We start from the raw sequence: 20,309 nt of genomic DNA, 5'->3' as shown, positions 1-20,309 counted from the left end.
CTAGAGTCGGCGACGTGCAGGCTGACCTGGTAATCGTGGCCAATCGGCTCCCCGTCGATCGAGTGGAGATGCCGGACGGCACGAAGGCGTGGCGGCGCTCCCCTGGGGGCCTGGTCAGCGCCCTCGAACCCGTCCTGCGCGCCAACGAGGGCGTCTGGATCGGTTGGCCAGGGGGCACCGACGAGGACCTCGAGCCCTTCGAGGACGACGGTCTCAACCTGCTGCCGATGACGATGACCGCCCAGGACATCGAGGAGCACTACGAAGGCTTCTCCAACGGCACCCTGTGGCCGCTCTACCACGACGTCGTCGCCAAGCCCGAGTTCCACCGCGAGTGGTGGGACGGCTACCAGCGCGTCAACAAGAGGTTCGCCGAGAAGTGCGCCGAGGTCGCAGCCAAGGGCGCGACCGTGTGGGTGCAGGACTACCAGCTCCAGCTGGTCCCGCAGATGCTGCGCGAGCTCCGCCCCGACCTGCGCATCGGCTTCTACCTCCACATCCCGTTCCCACCTGCCGAGCTCTTCCAGCAGGTGCCGTGGCGCCGCCAGCTGCTCGAGGGCCTGCTGGGCGCCGACCTGGTCGGCTTCCAGCTTCCCCAGGCGGCGCAGAACTTCGTCCGGCTCGTGCGCCAGCGGGTCGGCCACAAGACCCATCGTGACCTCGTCTACCTCCCCGACGGGCGCACGGTGCACGCGGCCGCCTTCCCGATCTCGATCGACTTCATCGGCTTCGACGAGATGGCCCACGACGAGTCCGTCAACCAGCGCGCCAAGGAGATCCGCCAACAGCTCGGCGACCCCAAGAAGATCCTGCTCGGCGTCGACCGGCTCGACTACACCAAGGGCATCTACGCCCGCCTGCGCGCGTACGGCGAGATGCTCCGCGACACGGAGCTCGACGTCGAGGACGCGATCTTCGTCCAGGTGGCGGTCCCCTCGCGAGAGCGCGTCGAGCAGTACCGCAAGCTGCGCGACGACATCGACCGGCTCGTCGGCCACCTCAACGGCGACCTAGGCCGGATCGGCCGCCCGGCGATCTCCTACCTCCACACCTCGCTGCCACGACACGAGATGGCCGCGCTCTACCGCGCCGCCGACATCATGGTCGTGACTCCCTACCGCGACGGCATGAACCTGGTCGCGAAGGAGTACGTCGCCTGCCGCTACGACAACGACGGCGCCCTCGTACTCTCCGAGTTCGCCGGCGCGGCCGAGGAGCTGCGCCAGGCCTGGCTGGTGAACCCCTACGACATCAACGGGATGAAGGCAGCGCTGCTGGAGGCGTACTCGGCCGAGCCGAAGGAGCTCACCCGCCGGATGAGGGCGATGCGCAAGCAGGTCGCCTCCAAGGACGTCCGCCACTGGGCCGACACGTTCCTCGAGGTGCTCGCCGCGGTGCAGAGCAGCCACACCAAGAACGTCCTTCCGGCCAACGGCACCTAGCACCCGGCGGGCCACTAGAGTCGAGGCCGTGACCACCAACTCTGCTCCGATCAGATGGGGAATCCTCGGCACCGGCCGGATCGCCCACTCCCTAGCCACCGATCTGATGCTCGTCCCCGACGGCCAACTCGTAGCAGTCGGATCGCGGAGCAAGGAGTCCGCGGAGACGTTCGCGAAGGTGTACGACGCCCACGGCCCGGTTCGCGCGCACGGCTCCTACGAGGAGCTGGCCGCCGATGAGGACGTCGACGTCGTCTACGTCGCCTCACCCCACTCCCACCACCTCGAGCACGCCAGCCTCGTGCTGGAGGCCGGCAAGCACGTGCTGTGCGAGAAGGCGCTGACGCTCAACAGCGCGGACTCGCAGACGATGGTCGACCTGGCCGCCTCCAAGAAGCTGTTCCTCATGGAGGCCATGTGGATGGCGACCAACCCGATCGTCCGGCGCCTCGTCGCCGACGTGCGGTCGGGCCGCTTCGGGGTCCCCCGTCACGTACACGCCGAGCTCGGCTTCGTCGCCGACCCCGACAAGCACCAGCGCCTGCTCGACCCCGCCCTCGGTGCGAGCGCGCTGCTCGACATGGGCATCTACCCGCTCACCTTCGCCCACCTGCTCTTCGGTGAGGCCCGAGCGCTGACCGCTCAGGCGAACATCGGCACCGGACCTGACAGCGCCGCCGGCGGCACCTTCGACCTGGACCTGGTGATGACCGGGAAGTACGCCGGCAACGAGCTCTCCACCATGGTCGCCTCGGTCACCTCCTACTCCTCCCGCTCGGCGGCCATCGCCACCGACCAGGGCCGCATCGAGCTGACCGACTTCCACCACCCGTCCTCGGCCGTCTTCAAGCCCGCCAACGGAGACGAGCCCGTCGAGATCGTCGGCGACGAGCCGGTCATCGGCGCTGCGTACGGCAACGAGATCGTCGAGGTGCAGCGCTGCCTGCGCGAGGGGCTCCTGGAGTCCCCGCTGGTCCCGCACAGCCAGACGCTCAGCCTGATGCGCCAGATGGACATGATCCGCGAGTCCGTCGGCGCCAAGTACGCCAGCGAATAGGTCACTTTCTCCGGGTTCCTCCCCGTCGTGGGTGGCGGCATGGTTACGATCCGTCCGCTCCACGACGAATGAACCTGCCCATGACCAGCTTCGGTGATGCACCGTCGAGTTCACAACGGTCACTTCGACCGCCACGGCGGCTCGCGACGGCCGCGATCGTGCTGGCGTGCGGATGGCTGGTCCTGGACGTCGTCTCGCTTGTGCTCGCGTTCCCGCTGGCGGAGTGGTATCGGACGTACGCATCCATGCCGGACGTGGCGGCCGCGAACGAGATGCTCGACCGTTCGATGCTGGCGTGGGACAACTACTACTGGGTCGACCCTCTGCGACTCGTCCTGATGCTGGCGACGTTGGTCGTCGTGTCCCGCTGGATCCAGCGAAGCAGCGATGTCGCCGAAGCGCCGTACGTATCTGACCTGACCTGGGCAGCTTGGGTAGTCCCCATCGTCAACTTCTGGCGGCCGTACCAGCTGGTTCGCGGCCTCTTCACAGCGTCGACGGGACGTCAGAGCTGGATCCTGCCGGCATGGTGGTCGGCCTGGATCGCGCGATTCCTGTTGAGCACCTACATCCAGGTCGATGTCGACCTCGTCTACGGCTCTCCAGGGGTCGAGCGCGCAGGCAGCACCCTGATCTTCGGCCACACCGCGATGGTGATACTCACCAGTGTCGGGCTGCTCCTGTGGATCCAGATCATCCGCTCCATCACCGCGACGCAGCTTCCCGTGCAGCCGCGCGCCCTGGCCGATCGCATCTAGGCTGAACGCACCAACCTGGGGAGTGCTAGGCGTGCTTGGTGCGCTTGGCGCTCCCCAGGTCTATCGACTCACGCGGTGTTCGGCTTCTCGTTGAACGTACGGTGGGGGTCGATCACGTCGAGGAGGTCACGCATCACGTCGGGCCCGAGGCCTCCCCAGTGGTTCTTGTAGCCGTAGACGCCGGCGAGGGTGCGTGACTCGTAGTCGCCGTTCATGACCTCGATGTCGTGCGGCGTGATCAGGCCGGGGTGAGCGACGCCGACGGCGGCGGAGACCTTGGTCAGCTCCCTGCGCAGGGTCCTGAGATAGCTCGCGCAGCGATCGCCCTTGTCCTGTGGATCGAGACCGCCGGAGAGCCACTTGTTCTGGGTCGCGACGCCGGTCGGACAGGTGTCGTCGTGGCACTTCTGGGCCTGGATGCAGCCGACCGACAGCATCGCCTCGCGGCCGACGTTGAGCATGTCGGCACCGAGCGCGAAGGCGACGGCGGCGTTCTCCGGGAGGCCGAGCTTGGCCGACCCGATGAAGGTGACCGAGTCGGTGAGACCGAGCTCGGCGAAGGTGCCGTAGACCCGCGAGAAGCCGATCCGATAGGGCATCGCGACGGCGTCGGCGAAGATCAGCGGCGCGGCGCCGGTGCCGCCCTCGCTGCCGTCGACGGTGATGAAGTCGACGCCCCGCTCCCCCGACAGCATCTGTCCGGCGAGCTCCTGCCAGAACTCCATCTCACCGACCGCCGACTTGATGCCGACCGGGAGCCCGGTCTCGGCGGCGATCATCTCGACGAAGTCGAGCATCGAGTCGACGTCGGAGAAGGCAGAGTGCCGAGACGGCGACGCGCAGTCCTTGCCGACCTCGATGCCGCGGATCTCGGCGATCTCCGGGGTCACCTTGGCCGCCGGCAGCAGCCCGCCGAGGCCCGGCTTCGCACCCTGGGAGAGCTTGATCTCGATCGCCTTGACCGGCGCCGCGGCGACCTTCTCCTTCAACCGCTCGATCGAGAAGGTGCCGTCCGGGTTCCGGCAGCCGAAGTAGGCGGTGCCGATCTGCCACACCAGATCCGCGCCACCCGCGAGGTGGTGGGACGAGATGCCGCCCTCGCCGGTGTTGTGCATCGCCTCGGCGCGCTGTGCGCCCAGGCTGAGCGCCGTGATCGCCGGGCCCGAGAGCGAGCCGAACGACATCGCCGAGATGTTGACGACGGACTCCGGCCGGAACGCCTTCGCGCGCCCCCGCGGACCCCCGAGCACCTTCGCCGAGGGCAGCTTCGCGGCCATGTCGTGGTCGTCGGGGAGGCTATTGGCGAACGTACGGTGCTTGATGTGGATGTGGCCCTGCACGTGCTCGATGTCGTTGTCGGTGCCGAAGCCGAAGTAGTTGTTCTGCCCCTTGGCCGAGGCGTACACCCAGCGCCGCTGGTCACGGCTGAAGGGCCGCTCCTCGTCGTTGCTGGTCACGATGTACTGCCGCAGCTCCGGCCCGATCTTCTCCATCAGATAGCGCGCATGCCCGATCACCGGGAAGTTCCGCAGGATCGCGTGCTTGCGCTGGGTCAGGTCGCGCGCGGCGACCACGCCGGCGGCAACCGCCGCTCCTCCGAGGAGGGTCGTCATCTTCATGTACGTCTTCCTACCGGGCGGTCACCCACTTGTAAAACGTCGCGCCGGTGTCGCCGGACCCCGCTCAGGCGAACTCGGGGATGACCTGCGACTCGAAGAGCTCGATGGAGGAGCGGTCGTAGGCGGCGTCGGCGAAGTAGCCGATGGCGTACGTCATCCCGAGCTCCTCCACGGCCTTGAGCTTCTCCACGGCCTGATCCGGGGTGCCGACGAGTGAGGTCGGGCCGTCGACTGCGCCGTTGACCACCTCGGCCGCCTTGGCCGCGCCCAGGTGCGGCACCAGCCGGGCCTCCCAGGCCTTGACCTTCTCGGCGACCTCGGCCTCGTTCTCGCCGAGCAGCACGTTGTAGTTCGCCGAGCGGGTGATCTCCGCGAAGTCGCGCCCGAGCGTCTCGCAGTGGCCGCGCAGGATGTCGGACTTCGCCTTGAAGGTCTCCGGGTCGCCGAGGAAGTTGGTGTAGTCGGCATACTGCGCGGCGATCTTCAGGGTCACCTTCTCGCCGCCGCCGGCGATCCACAGCGGGATGCCGGAACGGCCCTGCTGAAGAGGCAGCGGCTGACAGATGGCGCCGTCGACCTGGTAGTGCTTCCCGTCCAGCGACGAGACGCCCGTGGTCCAGGCCTGCTGGAAGATCTGGACGCCCTCGCGGAGCATCCCGAGCCGGTCGCGGGCCTCGGGGAAGCCGTAGCCGTAGGCGCGCCACTCGTGCTCGTACCAGCCCGCGCCGATCCCCATCTCGATCCGGCCACCGCTGATGTGGTCAGCGGTGGCGGCGACCTTCGCCAGGTAGGCCGGGTTGCGGTAGGACATGCACGAGCACATCTGGCCGAGCCGCACCCGCGACGTCACCGCGCCCAGACCGGCCATCAGCGACCAGGCCTCGTGGGTCGCCTGGTCGGAGGGCTCCGGCGTGGTGTGGAAGTGGTCGTAGACCCAGACGCTCTCCCAGGAGGAGCCGGAGTCTGCGTACGTCGCCAGGTCCTTCATAGTCGTCCACTGGTCCGCCGGGTCGATCCCGACGAGGTCGAAGCGCCATCCCTGCGGGACGAAGAAACCGAACTTCATGTCTACTCCTTGATGAGTCCACCTGAGTTGCCACGGACAACTTAACCCTCGGTGCCAGCCGATACCCTCACCATTTATGAGCGCACTCGCCGGACTCGTGGACAAGGGCCTGATGGCATCCGACTGGGCCGAGGCGCTGGCGCCGGCCGAGCCGCAGATCGAGCAGATGGGCCGCTTCCTGCGCGACGAACTGGCGGCGAGACGGCCCTACCTCCCCGACGGCGACCGGATCTTCAACGCCTTCCGGCGACCGCTGCGCGACGTACGCGTCCTGATCGTCGGTCAGGACCCCTACCCGACCATCGGCCACCCGATCGGCCTCAGCTTCGCGGTCGAGAAGGACGTACGTCCGCTGCCGGCGTCGCTGCGCAACATCTACGCCGAGCTGGCCACTGACCTCGACCTGAAGATGCCCGAGCACGGCGACCTGTCGGCCTGGGCCGACCGCGGGGTGATGCTGCTCAACACCTCGCTGACCGTGCGCCCCGGCGCTCCCGCCTCACACTCCAAGAAGGGCTGGGAGGAGGTCACCGGGCGGGCGATCGACGTGCTCGGCAAGCGCGGCGGGCCGCTGGTCGCGATCCTGTGGGGGCGGCACGCGCAGAACCTCGAGCCGCGTCTCGACAAGGTGCCGGCGATCAAGTCCGTCCACCCCTCGCCGCTCTCCGCGCGCCGTGGGTTCTTCGGGTCCCGGCCGTTCTCGCGCGCCAACGCCCTCCTGGTCGAGCAGGGCGCTTCGCCGATCGACTGGTCCCTGCCTGACTAAGATCGGACCATCGGCGCGGCGAACGGGGGACACGTGAGCGAGAACGCGACCGGACCGACGCTGTCGGTGCCACGCCGGCTCAAGATCACCAGCACCATCGTCATCGTGCTGCTGGCGGTCTGGGCTGCCGCGCTCGGCGCCCGGACCCTGCTGGACCGGGCCGCTCCCCCGGAGTTCCCCGCGGCCGACGTACGCGACTGGGCGACCTTCGCCGACCACCTCGTCCTGGGCACCGCCGGCCCTGCCGACACGGACCGGCTCGACGTCACGACCGTCCTGTGGAGCCGACAAGGGTCCCACCCGATCGGTCGCCAGATCGAGATCGATGCCGAGATGACCGAGGACGAGGCGTACGCCGTGCCGGTGGCCTGGATCGAGGACGGCAGCAGCGACGGGCGCTGGGTCGCACTGGCGGCCGATGCCGTGATCCCCCTCGACGGCGGGCGGCTGGATCCCGATGCCCTGGCCGGAGGTGGCGACACCTGGGCAGCCGACCACGCCGGGGAGTCACCTCCGGCCCTCGCCACCGAGCTCTACGAGACCGGACCTCACCCGGCCGCCGTCCCCTATCTCTACGAGAGTCTCGAGCAACGGCTCGCCGCTGTGGAGCGGTAGGTAGGATTTCAGGCGTGAGCCAGGATTCCCCCACACGGCCCCAGCGCGCCAACTGGCTTCGGGCCGGCATTTGGTCGCTCGGCTTCGTCGCCCTGCTCTGGGTGCTCGAGGCCACCGACTACGTCAGCGGCCACCAGCTCGACACGCTCGGCATCGTGCCGCGCACCGATGCCGGCCTGCTCGGCATCGTGTTCGCACCGGTGCTCCACTTCGGCTGGGCCCACCTCTACGGCAACACCGTGCCCGCGCTCGTCCTCGGCTTCCTGGTCCTCGCCTCGGGCGTCGGTCGTGGGATCGTGGCGACGCTGATCATCTGGGTCGTCGGCGGCGTCGGCGTCTGGGTGATGTCGCCTCCGGGCAGCATCACCGCCGGGACCTCGATGCTGATCTTCGGCTGGCTGGTCTACCTGATCATGCGTGGCCTGTTCAGCCACCGCGTCAGCCAGATCGTCATCGGCGTCCTCATCTTCCTCGCCTACGGAAGCCTGCTGCTCGGAGTGCTCCCCGGGCAGACCGGCGTCTCCTGGCAGGGTCACCTCTTCGGCGCCATCGGTGGCGCGCTGGCCGCCTGGCTGCTCCACGACCCGTCCCAGAAGCAGGCCCCGAAGAAGACCCACAAGAAGGCAGCCTGAACGAATTGATGGAGACTGATTCCATGCAGATCCTCTCCATCCAGTCGCACGTGGCCTTCGGCTACGTCGGCAACTCGGCGGCCGTCTTCCCGATCCAGCGCCTCGGGCACGAGGTCTGGCCGGTGCTCACCGTCAACTTCTCCAACCACACCGGCTACGGCGCGTGGCGCGGACCGGTCGTGGACGCTGACCAGGTCGCCGGGGTCATCGCGGGGATCTCCGAGCGCGACGCTCTCTCCACCGTCTCCGCGGTGCTGTCCGGCTACCAGGGCGACCCGGCCGTCGGCGCGGTGATCCTGGATTCCGTACGCCGCGTGAAGGCGCTCAACCCGCGCGCCCTCTACTGCTGCGACCCGGTGATGGGCGACGTCGGGCGCGGGATGTTCGTCCGCGAGGGCATCCCGGAGTTCATGCGCGACGAGGTCGTCCCGGCGGCCGACGTGATCACGCCCAACCACTTCGAGCTCAATTTCCTCGCCGGAGTGGAGTCCACGAACACCGTCGAGGAGGTGCTCGCCGCCGTCGACGTCGTCCGCGAGTCAGGTCCTACCAATGTGCTCGTGACCTCGGTGATCACCGGCGACCCGACCCACCTCGACCTGATCGCGGTCTCCGACGAGGGCGCCTGGTCGGTCACGACTCCCCTGCTCCCGATCTCCCCCAACGGTGGGGGTGACGTCACCGCGGCGGTCTACCTCTCCCACTTGCTGTCGACCGGCTCGACCCCCACGGCGCTGGGCCGCACCGCGAACACCCTCTTCGCCATCCTCGACCGCACCCTCAGGTCCGGCCGCCGCGAGCTCGAGCTCATCGCCTCGCAGGACGACATCGCCGACCCGCCGACGACGTACGAGGTCACTCAGCTCCGCTGATCAGGGGATGGAGCCGGTGACAGGAGTCGAACCCGCGACATTTCGCTTACAAGGCGAACGCTCTACCAACTGAGCTACACCGGCATGCCGTGCGTCTCCGCGACGGCGGGACAATCGTAGCCAGTCTTCGGCCGAAGCGCGTATCCGGCAGGCCGCCGACTGCCCGACTCGCCCAGAAGCAACCCCTCGGGAACACTCGCGTAGCGGGCGTCTGAGAGTGTTTCCCTTCATCCGAGCGACTTGTAGACGAAGGGAAGACGGATGACGGACCTCTTGGGCGACATCAACGGTGTCATCTGGAGCAACTGGCTGGTGTACCTGTGTCTCGCCGCGGGGGTGTACTTCTCCGTGCGGTCACGGCTACTCCAGGTGAGGCACTTTCCGGAGATGATCCGGCTCCTCGCACGCGGGAAGAAGTCGCCCTCCGGGGTCTCCTCGTTCCAGGCGCTCGCGATGTCGCTGGCCGGACGCGTGGGGACGGGCAACATCGCCGGTGTCGCCACCGCGATCGCGTTCGGTGGCCCCGGCGCGATGTTCTGGATGTGGGCGGTCGCGTTCCTCGGCGCCTCGACCTCCTTCGTGGAGAGCACGCTGGGCCAGATCTACAAGACCCGCGACCCGCTGACCGGTGAGTACCGCGGTGGGCCTGCCTACTACTTCAGCCGGGCCTTCGCGCACACCCGCGCCCGCCGCTACTTCACCGTCTACGGGTTCATCTTCGCGGCCGTGACCGTGCTCGCGTGCGGCGTGCTCCTCCCGGGCGTCCAGGCGAACTCGATGACCGCCGCGATGGGCAACGCCTGGGACGTGCCGTCGTGGGCCGTTGCGGTCGGAACGGTCATCGTCCTCGCGTTCGTCGTGATCGGCGGCGTCAAGCGGATCGCGTCCTTCGCGACGCTCGTGGTGCCGCTCATGGCAGTGACGTACGTGATCGTCGCCATGATCGTCGTGTTCATCAACGCCGAGAAGATCCCGGCGGTCCTCAGCGACGTCTTCTCGAGCGCCTTCGGCCTCCACTCCACGTTCGGTGCGGTGCTCGGCCTGGCCGTGATGTGGGGCGTCAAGCGCGGCGTCTACTCCAACGAGGCGGGGCAGGGCACGGGGCCGCACGCGGCTGCCGCGGCCGAGGTCTCGCACCCGGCGAAGCAGGGCCTGGTCCAGTCCTTCGCCGTGTACGTCGACACCCTGTTCGTCTGCACAGCGACGGGTTTCCTGATCCTGTCCACCGGTGCCTACCGCGTCTTCGACAACGGCAGCGAGAGCGGTGATGTGCTCGCTGACGGTGGCATCCTCGCCGCCGGCGCGGAGGTCGGCCCGGCCTACACGCAGTCGGCCTTCGACAGCGTGTTCCCCGGGATCGGCGCCTCCTTCATCGCGGTCTCGCTGGCGTTCTTCTGCTTCACGACGATGGTCGCCTACTACTACATGGCCGAGACGAACCTGCGCTTCATCGTCGGCCGCTTCGCAACCGTCCGGCTGGGCGGGCAGCGCGGTGTCACCATCGGGCGGGCGACCACGCTGGGCCTGCAGGCCGTCATCCTGGTCGCGTCCGCGTACGGCTGCGTGTCGACGGCCAGCGGCGCCTGGACGCTCGGTGACATCGGCGTCGGCCTGATGGCATGGCTCAACATCCTCGGGATCCTCGTCCTCCAGCAGCCCGCGTTCGCGGCGCTCCGCGACTTCGAGCGGCAGAAGAAGCAGGGGCTCGACCCGGTCTTCGACCCGCTGGCGCTCGGCATCACCGGGGCGACGTACTGGGAGACCTACGACCCGAAGGGTGAGCCGGTCAAGGCCTGACCTCACTCACTCTCGGCGGGACGTTCCAGCGGGACGTACTCGTGGGCGGTGAGGGCCCCGTTGGTCTCCAGCTCGACCGACTGGAGGCCGACGGGGAGCCCGTCGGCGTAGGTGATCAGGGTGACCTCGGCGGTGCGGCGGATCTTTCCCATCGCGAAGGCGTACGCAGCACCGCCCGTGGTGCCGTTGGTGTAGGTCCAGCCGGTCTCGCCGTTCTCGCCGGTCACCTCGGTCGGCCCGTGGTGCACGTGGCGGTGGCCGCCGACGACGAGGGTCGCGCAGCCCCGGCTCAGAGTCTCGCGCCCCAGCGCCGGGTCGTGGACGAGGAGGGTCGCGACCGGTTCGCCCTCCTCCTTCGAGGCACAGGCGATGTCAGCCAGCTTGGAGCCGGCGTCCTCGAGGCTGACGCCCTTCTCGTCGATCCAGTTGCCGAGGCCGCTGGTGCGGGGGTCGGGGGCGCCGAGGAGTGTCGAGCCGCCGGGACCCTCGACGACCTCGCCCTCGAGCATGGTCCAGCCCTTGTCGGCCAGGTAGTCGCCGACCGTCGGGCCGTGGTCGTGGTTGCCGGTGACCGCCCACTTGTCCAAGCCGTCGCTCGCGTCGGTCAGGGAGTCGAGGGAGAAGGTCTCCCAGTCGGACCCGGTCGAGGTGTCGTCGCCGCCACCGAGGATGCCGGTCGCGTCGCCCTCGTCGGCGATCGCACGCATCACCGAGTCCATACCGACGTTGTCGTGTCGGTCGGAGACCAGGGCCACCACGGTCTCGTCCTCGGCCGGCTTCCGCAGCGCCAGGTCCGGGACCTTCTCGACCACCTTCTTGTAGAAGGTCCGGCTGGAGTTGTAGGTGTCGACGGCGCTGGCCACCAGCCGGCGGGTCTGGTTGGCGTAGGCGTCGCCACGGACCTCCACCCCGGCCAGATCGTCGGGGACCGGGATCTCCGGGCCGAGGAAGTCGGCCAGCAGGGTCCAGTCACCGGACACCGGGCCTGCCTCCTTGTCCGAGGCGGGCGCCATGGGCTCGCCCCAGGGCTGCCAGACCGCGGCCGCGAGCAGCGACACCGTGACCACACCGACGCCGGCAGTGGTGAGTCCGCGTCTCGTCCGGGTCGCTGCGGACATCCGTCTGCGCAGGTCAGCGCGGCGTGAGGGACCGGGCAGCCACCAGATCAGCACCACGCCGGCGACGATCGTCAAGGAGATCGCGGCGCCACGGAGCACCGCCGCCACGAGCATCGACTCGACCTTCTCCACCACGACGGCACGCTGGCCGTCGGGCGCCGAGCCGAGCACCGCGTAGCGCTCGAAGAGCTCGTCCATCGACCTCAGCTCGGTCTTCCCGAGGGTGACCTCGACACCGACCGGGCCACCGACGTCCAGCCGTACGTCGGGAAGCACCGGTCCGGTGTGGATGATCGCCTTACCCGACAGCGTCGGGCGCAGAACCGAGTCGTGACCGGCCAGGACCACCTGGCGCTCGCTGGACAGGAAGAGCCACGTGCTCACCACCGCGGCGAGCACGAGCCACAACGCACCTAGCCCCGCCCAGACGGCGAGGCCACGGAGCAGAGTTCGGCGAGAGATCAGCGCCGCGCCTCCGCGACGGCGTAGAGCACGACCGACGCAGCGACGCCGGCGTTGAGGGACTCGACTGAGTTGGCCATCGGGATCGACACTATCTGGTCACAGGTCTCCTGGACCAGACGCGAGAGCCCGCCTCCCTCGGCACCGACGACGATCACCAGCGGGCCGTCGGCGAGACCGTCGGGGGCGCCCAGCTCGGGCAGCGTGATGTCGCCCTCCATGTCGAGCCCGACCACCATGCAGCCGGCCTCCTGGTAGGCCTTGAGCTGACGGGTCAGGTTGACGGTCTGGGCGACCGGGATCCGGGACGCGGCGCCGGCGCTCGTCTTCCAGGCGGCGGCGGTGATCCCGGCGGCACGCCGCTCCGGGATCACGACGCCGTGGGCGCCGAAGCCCGCGGCCGAACGCACGATGGCGCCCAGGTTGCGCGGGTCGGTGATCTGGTCGAGCACCACGATCAGCGGCTTCTCCCCGATCTCGGCAGCGCGGTCGAGCAGGTCGTCGGCATGGGCGTACTCGTAGGCGGGGATCCGCGCGGCGAGCCCCTGGTGGCCGTTGAACCCGGTCATCCGGTCGAGCTCGACCTTGGTCACCTCGAGCAGCGAGATGCCCTTCTCGGAGGCGAGCAGGAACGCCTCGCGCAGCCGCCCGTCGCGCTCGGCACCCTCGGCGACGTAGAGACCGTTGACCGGTACGTCCTCGCGCAGCGCCTCCACAACGGAGTTGCGTCCGATGATCCACTCGGCGTCGCCGGCGGCTCGCTTGCGCGGGCCCTTGTTGCGCTGCTCGGAGGCCTGAGCCGCCTTGTGGGCCTTGTGGTAGGGCCGGTCCTTCGCCTTCGGCGTCGGACCCTTGCCCTCCAGGCCCTTGCGCCGGTTGCCGCCGGTGCCGGCCTGGGCACCCTTCTTACGGCCCTTCGCGATCGCGCCGCGACGTTGGGAGTTGCCTGCCATCAGTTAACGCTCCATTTCGGACCCTCAGGGGTGTCCTCGATCTCGATCCCGGCTTCCTTGAGCCGGTCTCGCATTGCATCAGCGCGGGCCCAGTCCTTGGCGGCGCGCGCCTGCGCGCGCTCGTCCAGGACCCCGCGGACCAGTACGTCCAGCGCACCGGTCAACTTCTCGTCCTCGCCGCTCGCCGGCCCCCACGCGGGGTCGGCGGGGTCGAGGCCGAGGATGTCCAGCATCGCCCGGACGCTCGCGGTGACCCCGCGCAGCGCCGGGCTGTCGCCGTCTGCGAGCAGCTTGTTGCCCTCGCGGACGGTCTCGTGCAAGGCGGCGACGGCGGCGGGAGTGCCGAGGTCGTCGTCCATGGCGTTGACGAAGTCGGCGCAGGGCACGCCGTCAGCCGGGATCTCTTCGACGACCGACGCCGCGCGCTCCAGGAATCCTTCGATCCGCTGGAACCCGGCGGCCGCCTCATGGAGGGCCTCGAAGGAGAACTCGACGTGGGAGCGGTAGTGGGCCGCGACCAGGTAGTAGCGCAGCTCGATGCCGCGTACCTGCTTCAGGACCTCCGGGATGACCAGCGAGTTGCCCAGCGACTTCGACATCTTCTCGCCGGAGGTGGTGATCCAGGCGTTGTGCAGCCAGAAGCTCGCGAACGGACGGCCGGCGGCGCGTGACTGCGCCTGCTCGTTCTCGTGGTGCGGGAAACGCAGGTCCAGACCGCCACCGTGGAAGTCGAAGGCGGGACCGAGGTATTTCCCGGCCATCGCCGAGCACTCGATGTGCCAGCCGGGCCGGCCCAGACCCCAGGGCGAGGGCCAGGAGGCGGTCTCCGGCTCGGAGACCTTGCGGCCCTTCCACAGCGCGAAGTCACGCGGGTCGCGCTTGCCGCGCGGGTCCGCGTCGGCGGCGGCCTCCATGTCGTCGACCTTCTGTCCCGACAGCTCCCCGTAGGTGGGCCAGGAGCGCACGTCGAAGTAGACGTCGGCCGAGCCGTCCTCGGCAGCGTAGGCGTGCCCCTTCGCGATCAGCTCCTCGATCAGCGCGACGATCTCGGGGATGTGGCCGGTCGCCAGCGGCTCGTAGGTCGGCCGAGCGACGTTGAGCGAGGCGTAGGCGGCGTCGAGCTCGCGGTGCATCTCGTAGCCGAGGTTGTACCAGGGGCGGCCCTGGTCGGCTGACTTCGCCAGGATCTTGTCGTCGATGTCGGTGACGTTGCGAATGAACGTGGTCTCGTAGCCCGACGCCCGCAGCCAGCGCTGCAGCACGTCGAAGTTGACCCCGCTCCGCACATGCCCGACATGCGGCTCGCTCTGGACAGTCAGGCCACAGACATAGAGCGACGCCTTGCCGGGCTGCAAGGGCGTGAAGTCACGTACTTCACGGGTCGCCGAGTCATAGAGCCTGAGTGCCATGCTCCAAGTCTAGGGAAGTACGGGTGTTCCCTACCCATCGCGACGCACGGTGAGCGAGCGCCAGCGAGCGAACGGTGGATATTTCATCGGGCCATGTCGGCACCTCGCGTTTGCGCTACCGGCGTGGCGCGATGAGCGAGGTAGCTATCGCCGCGACGCCCTCGCCGCGTCCGGTGAGACCGAGTCCGTCGGTGGTCGTCGCCGTCACGGTGACTGACGCGCCGGCCGCCGTGGAGAGCGCTTGGTTGGCCTCGTCCCGCCTGGGACCGATCTTGGGCCGGTTGCCGATCACCTGGACCGCGATGTTGCCGATCTCGAAGCCCGCCTCACGGACCCGGCGCGCGGCCTCCGCCAGCAGGACGACCCCGGCTGCCCCGGCCCACTCGGGCTCGGAGGTGCCGAAGTTCGAACCCAGGTCGCCGAGACCGGCCGCGGAGAAGAGCGCGTCGCAGCAGGCGTGGGCGGCGACGTCGCCGTCGGAGTGCCCGGCCAGCCCCTGGCTCTCGTCGGGAAAGGCCAGGCCGGCCACGTGCATCGGGACACCGTCGGCGAGGCTGTGTACGTCGGTCCCGATGCCGACCAGAGGAAGCTGCACGCTCCGCAGTCTCCCAGATCCCCGGCCGATCGGACGCAGTCAGGTCGTCTTCCGGTGCCCGACCTGGACGAGGCCGTCGAGGACCCGGACCTCGTAGACGGGGATGGTCACGTGCGGGTCGTCCAGGCACTGTCCCGTACGCAGGTCGAACCCATGCCGATGGACGGGCGAGGCCACGAACGGCACCCCGTCACGCACCCCGACGATGCCCCTGGCGATCACCGACGCCTTGGCGAACGGATCGTGGTTGCCCAGCGCGTAGACGACGTCGTCGGGCATCCGGAAGATGGCGACGGCCTGGCCGTGGACCAGCGCCGTGGCGCCGCGCTTCACCTCGAGCTCGTCGACCTGGCAGACGTGCTGCCAGTCGCCCTCCTCATGCCGCGGTATCCGCTCCCTCATGCCGTCGCAGGCCCGAGCCGCTTCGTCGACATACGTCGGTCCTCCCTTCGGTGGATCCGACCGTAGGACGCGTGGTGGCCGCCTCCTGTTTCGGTTTGTAACGGGTGCGTAAACACCAGCGCCCAGGCCATCGGTCCAGCTTGTCGGCGGAGCGGATAATCTCCTGGGGTGCCTGCCGCTCTCGTACTCCTGGCCGCCGGCTCCGGCACCCGCGTCGGAGCCGCCACCAACAAGGTGCTGCTCCCGCTCGACGGGTCCGACGATCCGGCCTCCTCCGCCCTCGGCCTCTCGCTCCGGACGGCTCTCGAGGTGCCCGACGTGCACCGCGTCGTCCTGGTCGTGCGCAGTGGCGACGAGGAGGCGGTCGCGGCCGTCGCTCAGCCCCTGCTCGGTGAGCGCGAGGTCGCGATGGTCGCCGGCGGCGAGACCCGCCACGCCTCCGAGCAGGTCGCGCTCGGAGTGCTCCGAGCCGACATCGAGGCCGGCTCGATCGACGTGGTGGCGATCCACGACGCCGCCCGGCCGCTGGCCACCCCCGAGCTCTACACCACGGTCATCGGCGCCGCCCGTGAGCACGGCGGCGCCATCCCCGCCGCCCCGCTCACCCACCTCTCGACGCGTGACCTACAGCCGGTGCGCGGTGCTCTCGTCGGCGTACAGACGCCGCAGGCCTTCCGGGCTGCCGATCTCCTGGCCGCCTATGCGCAGGCCGCGGCCGACGGCTTCGACGGCACCGACACCGGCGCCACCCTCGAGCGCTACTCCCCCGGCGTACGCATCGTCGCGGTCCCCAGCACTCAGCTGAACCTCAAGGTGACCTTCGCCGACGATCTCCGCGCGGCCAGGGCACTGCTCAGCTGAGCACGAGCCCCTCGAGCAGGCGGATGTCCTCCTCCGAGGACACCCGGCGACCGATCGGCGGGGCCTCGATCGAGACGACCGGGAACCGGCTGGCCAGCTCGGCGGCGATCTCGGCGAAGTCGCCGGTCGGCCAGCCGTCCAGCGAGGCGACGACGGCCGGCGGCAGCACGATCGGCGAGGTGACCGAGACCATCGCGTCGCGGTCGACGGTCTCGCCGAGCACCGGCACTCCCTCCTCGACAGCGAGCTTCTTCACCGTGTCGGTGACCGGGCGTACGCCGATCACCACCGCCTCACGCTCGAGCGCGGTCGAGACGCAGTGGACGATGAAGGCCGGCGGGGTCATCGGGCACAGCGAGTCGTGGAGCACCAACGGCTCCTCGGCGGCCACGATCCCTTCCCAGGATGCGGTGAAGTCGACGGGGGTCACTCCGGACTCCCCGAGGGACCAGGTCGCCGCGGCGACCAGCGCCTCACCTTGGATCAGCGCGAACGGCAGCGACCCGCGTCCATCCTCGGCGACCGTCCCGAGGGCGGACGGAAGCTCGGCTGTCTCATCGATCTCGTCGTAGTCGGCGTAAGGATCCTCCATGTCAGCCACGCTAGCGGCCGGCCGGGTAACCCGGCGAAGAGCCCGCGAAAACGCGAAACAGGCCCCGGGATGACCCGGAGCCTGTCGCGCAGACCGAGACCAGCGTCAGCTGGCCAGCACCTCGTCGAGGAGGACTTCAGCCTTGTCTTCGTTGGTGTGCTCGCACAGCGCGAGCTCCGATACGAGGATCTGGCGTGCCTTGGCGAGCATGCGCTTCTCCCCGGCGGAGAGGCCACGGTCACGCTCACGACGCCACAGGTCACGCACGACCTCGGCGACCTTCATGACATCGCCGCTGTGCAGCTTCTCCAGATTTGCCTTGTAACGGCGCGACCAGTTGGTCGGCTCTTCGACGTGCTCCGCACGAAGCACCTCGAAGACCCGATCAAGCCCGTCCTTGTCTACGACGTCTCGAACTCCGACGAGCTCGAGGTTGTTGGCCGGAACACGCACTACGAGGTCCTGCTGAGCGATGATGCGGAGGACCAGATACTGCCGCTCCTCGCCCTTGATGGTGCGCATCTCGATGTCTTCGATGACGGCCGCGCCATGGTTCGGGTATACGACGGTCTCGCCGACGGTGAAAGTCATATTTTTAGGTACCCCTTCCTAGGGAACCAAGTCTACCACGGATCTTAGAATTCGGATTCCGTGTTTATGCAGGTCAGGGCATTATTGAGGGGTTGACAGATCGACAAGTTGTGTGGTTCCGCGCGCGCAGGTCGGCTAAGAGTGGCAGCATGGCTGATTTCGAAACCCGGCCGAAATCTCGGCGTCGCCAGCCTGTTGTCCTGCGCGGCTTGACACAGTGCCCGATACTGCCGCCATGGCGAATGCATCGCAGAGCGCCCCCAAGACCATCTTCACCGTGTCGCCGCACGCCCAGGATCAGGACCCGGAACGGACGCAGGCCAGCGCGTCCGCCGTTCCCGATGCCTCGGCGGGCAGAGAAGGCGTCATGGCCAAGGTCGGCAACTGGGTCCCGTTCCTCCTCATCCGTTCCACCCACCCGCGCCAGGCGGTGCTGACCGCCATCGGCCTCTCAGGGGCTGCCGTCATCGCCGGGCTGACGACTCGCGAGGTCGCGCTGATCGCGGTCACCGTCCTCGTCGGCCAGGCCGTCCTCGGCTGGCACAACGACCTCGTCGACCAGGGCGTCGACCGTCGTCACGAGCGTGCGGGCAAACCGATCTCCGACGGCCGCCTCGAGCCGGGCGGCGTCTGGTTCGCGCTGTGCTGCGGCGTACTTCTCGTGATTCCGCTCTCGGTCACCTCGGGCACCGTCGCGGGGCTGTTCTACCTGGGCTCGCTGGTGTTCGGGATGCTCGCCAACGTACTGCTGCGCAAGGGCCTGCTCTCCTGGGTCCCGTGGGCCGCCGCCTTCGCCTGCTACCCCGGATACCTGTCGTACGCGGGCTGGGCCGGCGAGGCCGCGGGCGGACCGCCCCACTGGGCGATGGTCGCGCTCGCCGCGGCGCTGGGTCTCGGCGTACATTTCCTGACCGCTCTTTGGGGCCTGGTCGCCGACAACGCGGACGGCTGGACGTACCTGCCCCTCAAGGCCGGCCTGAAGCTGGGAGCCGGGAAGCTCCTCCTCGTCACCCTGGTCTACCTCGCCGTCGTGGTCGGCGCGATGCTGTACGTCGCGAGCGTAGTCGGACTGCGTGCGTGAGCGGTGTCTGACCTGCGAGCCTGACCCTTTTCTGAGATCGCCGGATCGGGCGGATAGAGTGTCGCGCGTGACGACCAAGGTTATGCAGAAGCGGCTCGCAGTGACGGGCGCCCTCGTGGCTCTCGCCCTTCCGGCGCTCACCGCCTGCAGCAGCTTCGACTACGCGACCGACCGGCCCAACGAGATCATCCACGGCGGCACGACGCTCGACGGCGCCGTCCGGATCAACGCAGCCCGCATCGTGACCGCGCAGGAGGGCTCCGGCGTCCTGGTCGGCACCTTCTCGCTCGACCCGGCGATCAACCCGGCGGTCGCCGGCAAGCCGCTGCCGTCGGTCACCTCGATCGAGACGGCGCCCGAGGCCACCGAGACGGTCACGCCCGAGTCGTTCACGCCGATCGAGCTGCCCACCCGCGGCATCATCAACCTGGCTGACCCGGCCACCGGCGGCATCCCGGTCACCGGCGACTTCAAGCCCGGCGACAGCATCCCGATGACCTTCACCTTCTCCGAGGGCGAGGAGAAGACCGTCGCGGTCCCGGTGGTCACCCAGTGCGGTCCGTACGCCGAGGTCGTCGCCGCCGCAGGCGAGACCGAGAAGCCCGCGAAGAAGGGCAAGAACGCGCAGGCTCAGGAGTCCGAGGGCGCTTCCGGCGAGGAGGCTTCCGGCGAGGAGGCTTCCGGCGAGGCCGGGGCCGAAGGATCCGAGGAGGCCTCGACCCTGCCGGCCGACACCGCGACCGAGGGCGAGCACGCCGCCGAGGGTGAGCACGGCTCGATCTCCGAGGACCCCTACTCCTGTGAGTTCCCCCCGGCTGCCCTCGCCGGCGCCGAGGAAGCCCACTGATGACCTACAAGCTCGTCCTCCTGCGCCACGGCCAGAGCGAGTGGAACGCGCTCAACCTATCCACCGGCTGGGTCGACGTAGACCTCACCGACAAGGGCCGGGACGAGGCCGCGGGCGGCGGCAGGCTGCTCGCCGAGGCCGGGATCCTTCCCGACCTGGTCCACACGAGCCTGCTGCGCCGCGCGATCACCACCGCCAACATCGCCCTCGACGTCGCCGACCGCCACTGGATCCCGGTGCGCCGCGACTGGCGCCTGAACGAGCGTCACTACGGCGCACTTCAGGGCAAGAACAAGTCCGAGACGCTGAAGAAGTTCGGCGAGGAGCAGTTCCAGCTCTGGCGCCGCTCCTACGACGTCCCACCGCCGCCGATCGAGCCCGACTCCGAGTTCTCCCAGGCCGATGACCCGCGCTACGCCGACATCGAGGTGCCCACCACCGAGTGCCTCAAGGACGTCGTCGCCCGGATGCTCCCCTACTGGGACTCCGCCATCGTGCCCGACCTGAAGACCGGCAAGACGGTCCTGGTCACCGCCCACGGCAACAGCCTGCGCGCGCTGGTCAAGCACCTGGACAACGTCTCCGAGGCCGCGATCGCCAAGCTCAACATCCCCACGGGCCAGCCACTGATCTACGAGCTCGACGAGTCACTGAAGCCGGTCGTCGCCGGCGGCACCTACCTCGACCCCGAGGCCGCGGCTGACACCCTTCTTGGAGAGCGCGAGCCCGAAGAACGGCAGGTTCACCAGCACGAACAGCACCTCGAACGGCAAC

General features: G+C 69.0%; 21 protein-coding genes and 1 tRNA gene. 12 read left to right on the top strand and 10 right to left on the bottom strand.

Going from position 1 to position 20,309, the window contains the following annotated elements; genetic code table 11:
- Positions 1-14 precede the first annotated feature (14 nt).
- The 3 genes from ABZZ22_RS12585 (at position 15) to ABZZ22_RS12575 (ending at position 3,257) form a co-directional block, all read left to right on the top strand.
- Positions 15-1,442: a trehalose-6-phosphate synthase gene (locus tag ABZZ22_RS12585; protein ID WP_354931470.1), complete on the top strand. Its 1,428-nt coding sequence runs from the start codon at positions 15-17 to the stop codon at positions 1,440-1,442.
- A 28-nt stretch (positions 1,443-1,470) separates the two neighbouring features.
- A complete protein-coding gene (locus ABZZ22_RS12580) occupies positions 1,471-2,499 on the top strand; it encodes a Gfo/Idh/MocA family oxidoreductase (RefSeq protein WP_354931467.1) in 1,029 nt (342 codons plus the stop codon).
- A gap of 158 nt (positions 2,500-2,657) precedes the next feature.
- Positions 2,658-3,257, top strand: a complete 600-nt coding sequence (locus ABZZ22_RS12575; protein ID WP_354931464.1) for a DUF4328 domain-containing protein — start codon at positions 2,658-2,660, stop codon at positions 3,255-3,257.
- A 68-nt stretch (positions 3,258-3,325) separates the two neighbouring features.
- On the opposite strand, the gene ABZZ22_RS12570 is transcribed toward ABZZ22_RS12575, so the two are convergent.
- Together ABZZ22_RS12570 and ABZZ22_RS12565 are read right to left on the bottom strand one after the other, a co-directional pair.
- Positions 3,326-4,876 carry an FMN-binding glutamate synthase family protein gene (locus ABZZ22_RS12570; protein WP_354931461.1) on the bottom strand — a complete coding sequence of 517 codons (1,551 nt, stop codon included), beginning with the start codon at positions 4,874-4,876 and terminating at the stop codon, positions 3,326-3,328.
- Between the two features lie 64 nt (positions 4,877-4,940).
- Positions 4,941-5,942 (bottom strand): LLM class F420-dependent oxidoreductase, encoded by a 1,002-nt coding sequence (locus ABZZ22_RS12565; protein ID WP_354931458.1) that lies wholly within the window; start codon positions 5,940-5,942, stop codon positions 4,941-4,943.
- Positions 5,943-6,018: 76 nt separating this feature from the next.
- Here ABZZ22_RS12565 and ABZZ22_RS12560 point away from each other — a divergent pair, with 76 nt between their 5' ends.
- The 4 genes from ABZZ22_RS12560 to pdxY are packed head-to-tail and all read left to right on the top strand — an operon-like array spanning position 6,019 to position 8,827.
- The gene (locus ABZZ22_RS12560) at positions 6,019-6,708 is read left to right on the top strand and encodes a uracil-DNA glycosylase (RefSeq protein WP_354931455.1); all 690 of its coding nucleotides are present in this window, start codon (positions 6,019-6,021) and stop codon (positions 6,706-6,708) included.
- A 33-nt stretch (positions 6,709-6,741) separates the two neighbouring features.
- Entirely contained in the window at positions 6,742-7,323 is a 582-nt protein-coding gene (locus tag ABZZ22_RS12555; RefSeq protein WP_354931452.1) for a hypothetical protein, read from the top strand.
- Positions 7,324-7,337: 14 nt separating this feature from the next.
- Positions 7,338-7,955, top strand: coding sequence for a rhomboid family intramembrane serine protease (locus tag ABZZ22_RS12550; protein WP_354931449.1), 618 nt, complete (start codon positions 7,338-7,340; stop codon positions 7,953-7,955).
- 23 nt (positions 7,956-7,978) lie between these two features.
- Positions 7,979-8,827, top strand: coding sequence for a pyridoxal kinase PdxY (pdxY, locus tag ABZZ22_RS12545; protein ID WP_354931446.1), 849 nt, complete (start codon positions 7,979-7,981; stop codon positions 8,825-8,827).
- 8 nt (positions 8,828-8,835) lie between these two features.
- Here pdxY and ABZZ22_RS12540 read toward each other — a convergent pair.
- Positions 8,836-8,911, bottom strand: a tRNA-Thr gene (locus ABZZ22_RS12540).
- Between the two features lie 177 nt (positions 8,912-9,088).
- Between ABZZ22_RS12540 and ABZZ22_RS12535 the strand changes: the two genes are divergently transcribed.
- Positions 9,089-10,624 (top strand): alanine/glycine:cation symporter family protein, encoded by a 1,536-nt coding sequence (locus tag ABZZ22_RS12535; protein WP_354931443.1) that lies wholly within the window; start codon positions 9,089-9,091, stop codon positions 10,622-10,624.
- Positions 10,625-10,626: 2 nt separating this feature from the next.
- Here ABZZ22_RS12535 and ABZZ22_RS12530 read toward each other — a convergent pair whose 3' ends face one another.
- The 5 genes from ABZZ22_RS12530 to nirD form a co-directional block, all read right to left on the bottom strand.
- Positions 10,627-12,141 carry a metallophosphoesterase gene (locus tag ABZZ22_RS12530; protein WP_354931621.1) on the bottom strand — a complete coding sequence of 505 codons (1,515 nt, stop codon included), beginning with the start codon at positions 12,139-12,141 and terminating at the stop codon, positions 10,627-10,629.
- A 62-nt stretch (positions 12,142-12,203) separates the two neighbouring features.
- Positions 12,204-13,157 (bottom strand): 23S rRNA (guanosine(2251)-2'-O)-methyltransferase RlmB, encoded by a 954-nt coding sequence (gene rlmB, locus ABZZ22_RS12525; protein ID WP_354931440.1) that lies wholly within the window; start codon positions 13,155-13,157, stop codon positions 12,204-12,206.
- Complete coding sequence (gene cysS / locus ABZZ22_RS12520) at positions 13,157-14,566, bottom strand: cysteine--tRNA ligase (protein ID WP_354931437.1); 1,410 nt, start codon at positions 14,564-14,566, stop codon at positions 13,157-13,159. The genes rlmB and cysS overlap by 1 nt, the downstream gene beginning before the upstream one ends.
- Positions 14,567-14,681: 115 nt before the next feature.
- A complete protein-coding gene (gene ispF / locus ABZZ22_RS12515; protein WP_354931434.1) occupies positions 14,682-15,161 on the bottom strand; it encodes a 2-C-methyl-D-erythritol 2,4-cyclodiphosphate synthase in 480 nt (159 codons plus the stop codon).
- Positions 15,162-15,200: 39 nt separating this feature from the next.
- Positions 15,201-15,563, bottom strand: coding sequence for a nitrite reductase small subunit NirD (nirD, locus tag ABZZ22_RS12510; protein ID WP_354931431.1), 363 nt, complete (start codon positions 15,561-15,563; stop codon positions 15,201-15,203).
- Between the two features lie 168 nt (positions 15,564-15,731).
- Between nirD and ABZZ22_RS12505 the strand changes: the two genes are divergently transcribed.
- On the top strand, positions 15,732-16,424 hold the full coding sequence (locus ABZZ22_RS12505; protein WP_354931428.1) for a 2-C-methyl-D-erythritol 4-phosphate cytidylyltransferase: 693 nt from the start codon (positions 15,732-15,734) through the stop codon (positions 16,422-16,424).
- On the opposite strand, the gene ABZZ22_RS12500 is transcribed toward ABZZ22_RS12505, so the two are convergent.
- Positions 16,417-17,016 (bottom strand): hypothetical protein, encoded by a 600-nt coding sequence (locus ABZZ22_RS12500; RefSeq protein ID WP_354931425.1) that lies wholly within the window; start codon positions 17,014-17,016, stop codon positions 16,417-16,419. The two genes, ABZZ22_RS12505 and ABZZ22_RS12500, sit on opposite strands and share 8 nt — an antisense overlap.
- 105 nt (positions 17,017-17,121) lie before the next feature.
- Entirely contained in the window at positions 17,122-17,607 is a 486-nt protein-coding gene (locus ABZZ22_RS12495; RefSeq protein WP_008360791.1) for a CarD family transcriptional regulator, read from the bottom strand.
- 235 nt (positions 17,608-17,842) lie between these two features.
- Here ABZZ22_RS12495 and ABZZ22_RS12490 point away from each other — a divergent pair, with 235 nt between their 5' ends.
- The 3 genes from ABZZ22_RS12490 to ABZZ22_RS12480 form a co-directional block, all read left to right on the top strand.
- On the top strand, positions 17,843-18,688 hold the full coding sequence (locus tag ABZZ22_RS12490) for a hypothetical protein (RefSeq protein ID WP_354931421.1): 846 nt from the start codon (positions 17,843-17,845) through the stop codon (positions 18,686-18,688).
- A 67-nt stretch (positions 18,689-18,755) separates the two neighbouring features.
- Positions 18,756-19,535, top strand: a complete 780-nt coding sequence (locus ABZZ22_RS12485; protein ID WP_354931418.1) for a hypothetical protein — start codon at positions 18,756-18,758, stop codon at positions 19,533-19,535.
- Positions 19,535-20,309, top strand: a 775-nt coding sequence (locus tag ABZZ22_RS12480) for a phosphoglyceromutase (RefSeq protein WP_354931415.1), incomplete at its 3' end; no start/stop codon positions are given. The genes ABZZ22_RS12485 and ABZZ22_RS12480, both read left to right, overlap by 1 nt.

This window comes from Nocardioides sp. NPDC006273 (assembly GCF_040613495.1).
In the GTDB taxonomy this organism is placed as follows: Bacteria; Actinomycetota; Actinomycetes; order Propionibacteriales; family Nocardioidaceae; genus Nocardioides.
Note: the sequence above shows the minus strand (reverse complement) of the source record. Positions and strands in the feature narration are given on the sequence as shown.